This is a genomic window from Neisseria sicca VK64 (genome assembly GCF_000260655.1).
GTDB lineage: Bacteria > Pseudomonadota > Gammaproteobacteria > Burkholderiales > Neisseriaceae > Neisseria > Neisseria sicca_B.
This window is the reverse complement of the sequence record NZ_AJMT01000058.1, coordinates 1-3,633: the sequence shown is the minus strand read 5'-3', so window position 1 is coordinate 3,633 and position 3,633 is coordinate 1. Positions and strand designations below refer to the sequence as shown.

The 3,633-nt window shown below is 53.4% G+C and carries 3 protein-coding genes and 1 pseudogene; 3 read left to right on the top strand and 1 reads right to left on the bottom strand.

Annotated elements, in window-relative coordinates; translation table 11 throughout:
• Together HMPREF1051_RS03550 and asd are read left to right on the top strand one after the other, a co-directional pair.
• Window positions 1–205, top strand: a pseudogene (locus tag HMPREF1051_RS03550) (spore coat protein U domain-containing protein); the annotation flags it as partial.
• A gap of 458 nt (window positions 206–663) precedes the next feature.
• The gene (gene asd, locus HMPREF1051_RS03545; RefSeq protein ID WP_003764573.1) at window positions 664–1,779 is read left to right on the top strand and encodes an aspartate-semialdehyde dehydrogenase; all 1,116 of its coding nucleotides are present in this window, start codon (window positions 664–666) and stop codon (window positions 1,777–1,779) included.
• Between the two features lie 249 nt (window positions 1,780–2,028).
• On the opposite strand, the gene dapD is transcribed toward asd, so the two are convergent.
• A complete protein-coding gene (gene dapD / locus HMPREF1051_RS03540) occupies window positions 2,029–2,850 on the bottom strand; it encodes a 2,3,4,5-tetrahydropyridine-2,6-dicarboxylate N-succinyltransferase (protein WP_036491649.1) in 822 nt (273 codons plus the stop codon).
• Window positions 2,851–3,124: 274 nt separating this feature from the next.
• Here dapD and HMPREF1051_RS03535 point away from each other — a divergent pair, with 274 nt between their 5' ends.
• A complete protein-coding gene (locus HMPREF1051_RS03535; protein WP_036491646.1) occupies window positions 3,125–3,475 on the top strand; it encodes a helix-turn-helix domain-containing protein in 351 nt (116 codons plus the stop codon).
• Window positions 3,476–3,633: the final 158 nt, after the last annotated feature.

Below are 3,633 nucleotides of genomic sequence, written 5' to 3'. Positions count from 1 at the left end.
CGCCAACACCGATAAAGTCCCCTACCGCCTCAAAAAAGGTAACAGTTCTGACCCCTGGGGCAACCAATCTTCCGGCACAGGCAGCGCGCAAAGATTTACCGGCGACAGCAGCAACCAGACGCACACCTTCTCGGCGGAAGTCCAAAATACCGACTACACCCCGGGCGAGTATAAGGACAAGGTAACCGTCGATATCCGATACTGATCCCAAAGGTCGTCTGAAAAACAGTGCGGCATTTCGGTTAGCAAAATGCTTGCTCGAACTGTGCTTTCAATGATGCCGGCGTTCCTGCAAAACCTTGAATCCTTCCTAAATGCAAGCCTGCGACTTATCGTCAGGTTTGCTTTCGAATCATTCGGGTTTGGCAGGAACGCTTTTTTCAGACGACCTCTCCCATACGCTCCCAAAACAACATATAGTGGATTAACTTTAAATCAGGACAAGGCGACGAAGCCGCAGACAGTACAGATAGTACGGAACCGATTCACTTGGTGCTTCAGCACCTTAGAGAATCGTTCTCTTTGAGCTAAGGCGAGGCAACGCCGTACTAGTTTAAAGTTAATCCACTATAAAAAACTTTACATTTACCTCAAACAGGTTTAAAACTCTTCCTTTTCCCCTATTCAGAAATTTGTTAACAATTTCCCCCTAAGGAGCTCAACATGAAAGTAGGTTTCGTCGGCTGGCGCGGCATGGTCGGTTCGGTTTTGATGCAGCGTATGAAAGAAGAAAACGACTTCGCCCACATTCCCGAAGCGTTCTTCTTTACCACTTCCAACGTCGGCGGCGCGGCACCTGATTTCGGTCAGGCGGCTAAAACATTATTGGACGCGAACGACGTTGCCGAGCTGGCGAAAATGGACATCATCGTAACCTGCCAAGGCGGCGATTACACCAAATCCGTGTTCCAACCCCTGCGCGACAGCGGCTGGAACGGCTACTGGATTGACGCGGCGTCATCCCTGCGCATGAAAGACGACGCGATTATCGTCCTCGACCCGGTCAACCGAAACGTCATCGACAACGGCCTCAAAAACGGCGTGAAAAACTACATCGGCGGCAACTGCACAGTCTCCCTGATGCTGATGGCGCTGGGCGGCCTGTTCCAAAACGATTTGGTCGAATGGGCGACCAGCATGACCTACCAAGCCGCATCCGGCGCGGGCGCGAAAAATATGCGCGAACTCATCAGCGGCATGGGCGCGATTCACGCCCAAGTGGCGGACGAGCTTGCCGATCCTTCCAGCGCAATTCTCGACATTGACCGCAAAGTGTCCGATTTCCTGCGCAGCGAAGACTATCCGAAAGCCAACTTCGGCGTACCGCTCGCCGGCAGCCTGATTCCGTGGATTGATGTGGATTTGGGCAACGGTCAGTCCAAAGAAGAATGGAAAGGCGGCGCAGAAACCAACAAAATCCTCGGCCGCAGCGACAATCCGACCGTGATCGACGGCTTGTGCGTCCGCATCGGCTCTATGCGCTGCCACAGCCAAGCCATTACCCTGAAGCTGAAAAAAGACCTGCCCGTTTCCGAAATCGAAGCGATTTTGGCAGGCGCGAACGACTGGGTGAAAGTCATCCCCAACGAAAAAGAAGCCAGCATCCACGAGCTGACCCCCGCCAAAGTAACCGGCACGCTGTCCGTCCCCGTCGGACGCATCCGCAAACTGGGCATGGGCGGCGAATACATCAGCGCGTTCACCGTCGGCGACCAACTCTTGTGGGGCGCAGCCGAACCCCTACGCCGCGTGTTGCGCATCGTGTTGGGCAGTTTGTAAGATTCGCAGGTCAAACAAAAAAGCAACGGTTTATCCGTTGCTTTTTTTTATGGCAAAGAAAACAGCATTCAACAAGGCGGAGCGATGCCGTTCTAACTTTAACCGACTCACCCTATGAAAAGGTCGTCTGAAAACCCGAAATCCGGTTTTCAGACGACCTCTTGCCATTCAAACAGGGAAACCGTTTGCCTGAAGCCCGTTTATGTTTCGGGCTGTTTCAGACGACCTCTCCCCTTTTCTGTTCGCCGGTTAAATACCGCGCAGCAATTCGTTGACGCTGGTTTTGGCGCGGGTTTGCGCGTCCACGCGTTTGACGATGACGGCGCAGTAGAGGCTGTGGCTGCCGTCTTTGGAAGGCATGCTGCCGGACACGACAACCGAGCCTGCCGGTACGCGGCCTTGGTAGATTTCGCCGGTAGTGCGGTCGAAGATTTTGGTGGATTGTCCGATGAACACGCCCATGGAAATCACGCTGCCTTCTTCGACAATCACGCCTTCGACGATTTCGGAACGCGCGCCGATGAAGCAGTTGTCTTCAATAATGGTCGGGCTGGCTTGCAGGGGTTCGAGTACGCCGCCAATGCCGACGCCGCCGCTCAAGTGGACGTTTTTACCGATTTGCGCGCAAGAGCCGACGGTCGCCCAAGTATCGACCATAGCGCCTTCGTCAACGTATGCGCCGATGTTGACATAAGACGGCATCAGGACGACGTTTTTAGCAACAAAGCTGCCGCGACGCGCAACGGCACCGGGTACGGCGCGGAAACCGGCGGCGCGGAATTCGTCTTCAGACCAGTCGGCAAACTTGGTCGGCACTTTGTCGAAGTATTTGTTCACGCCGTCGTTGAGGACTTCGTTGTCTTGGATGCGGAAGGACAACAGGACGGCTTTTTTCGCCCATTCGTTGACTTTCCATTCGCCCACGCCCAAACGTTCGGCGACGCGCAATTTGCCTGAATCGAGTTGGCGGATGGTTTCCAACACGGCTTCTTTGACTTCGGGGGTAACGGTGGTCGGGGTGATGTCCGCACGGTTTTCAAAGGCGGTTTCGATGATGTTTTGCAAAGACATGGGGATTCCTTTTGAAGAGGGTAAAAGGTCGTCTGAAAAATTCGGATGACCTGCAAACAGGCGGTATTTTGCCATGTAAACGCTTTGCCGTCAGCTTTTGCGGGAATGCGGCAATCTTCCGGCACAATCCGAGCTTCCACAAACCGTCCCCGCCCGCTTAAAACAAATCGGCACAATCAAACAAAAAAGGTCGTCCGAAAACCTAAAACAAGGGTTTGAACTGCACCCCAAAAGTTGGACACATCCCCTCCAACTCACAAGGTGCAGTTTTTTTATGAGCAAATATACATTACACTTCAAATACCAAGCCGTACTCCACTACCTGCATATACGCAGCCAACAGCGTACCGCAGACCACTACGGCATTTCCCGAACCCACCTGAGACGATGGATACGCGCCTATCAAGAAGGCGGTATCGGCGCACTCGAACATCCCCAATCCAAAACCATGCCCCAACACCGCAAAAACCCCTTCATCTCAGATAAACCCGACCAAGAAAAAACGCAGGCAGAGCTTATTGAAGAGTTGTGCTATATGCGCGCAGAGGTTGCCTATTTAAAGGAGTTAAAAGCCCTCAGCCAAAAACAGACCGAAAAGGACAAAGCCAAACCGTCCAAACACTGAGGGCGCAACACCCGCTCAAATACCTGCTGCACATCGCAAACCTGCCCAAAAGCAGCTTTTACTACCACCACCAAGACCGACCCGACCCCGACGCAGCCGACAAAGCCCTCCTCGTCGAAACCTACCGGCGGCATAAAGGACGCTACGGACAAAGGCGC

Coding starts and splice junctions, on each gene's coding strand:
- HMPREF1051_RS03535 (WP_036491646.1), top strand. CDS start 3,125: ATGAGCAAATATACATTACACTTCAAATACCAAGCCGTACTCCACTAC.
- asd (WP_003764573.1), top strand. CDS start 664: ATGAAAGTAGGTTTCGTCGGCTGGCGCGGCATGGTCGGTTCGGTTTTG.
- dapD (WP_036491649.1), bottom strand. CDS start 2,850: ATGTCTTTGCAAAACATCATCGAAACCGCCTTTGAAAACCGTGCGGAC.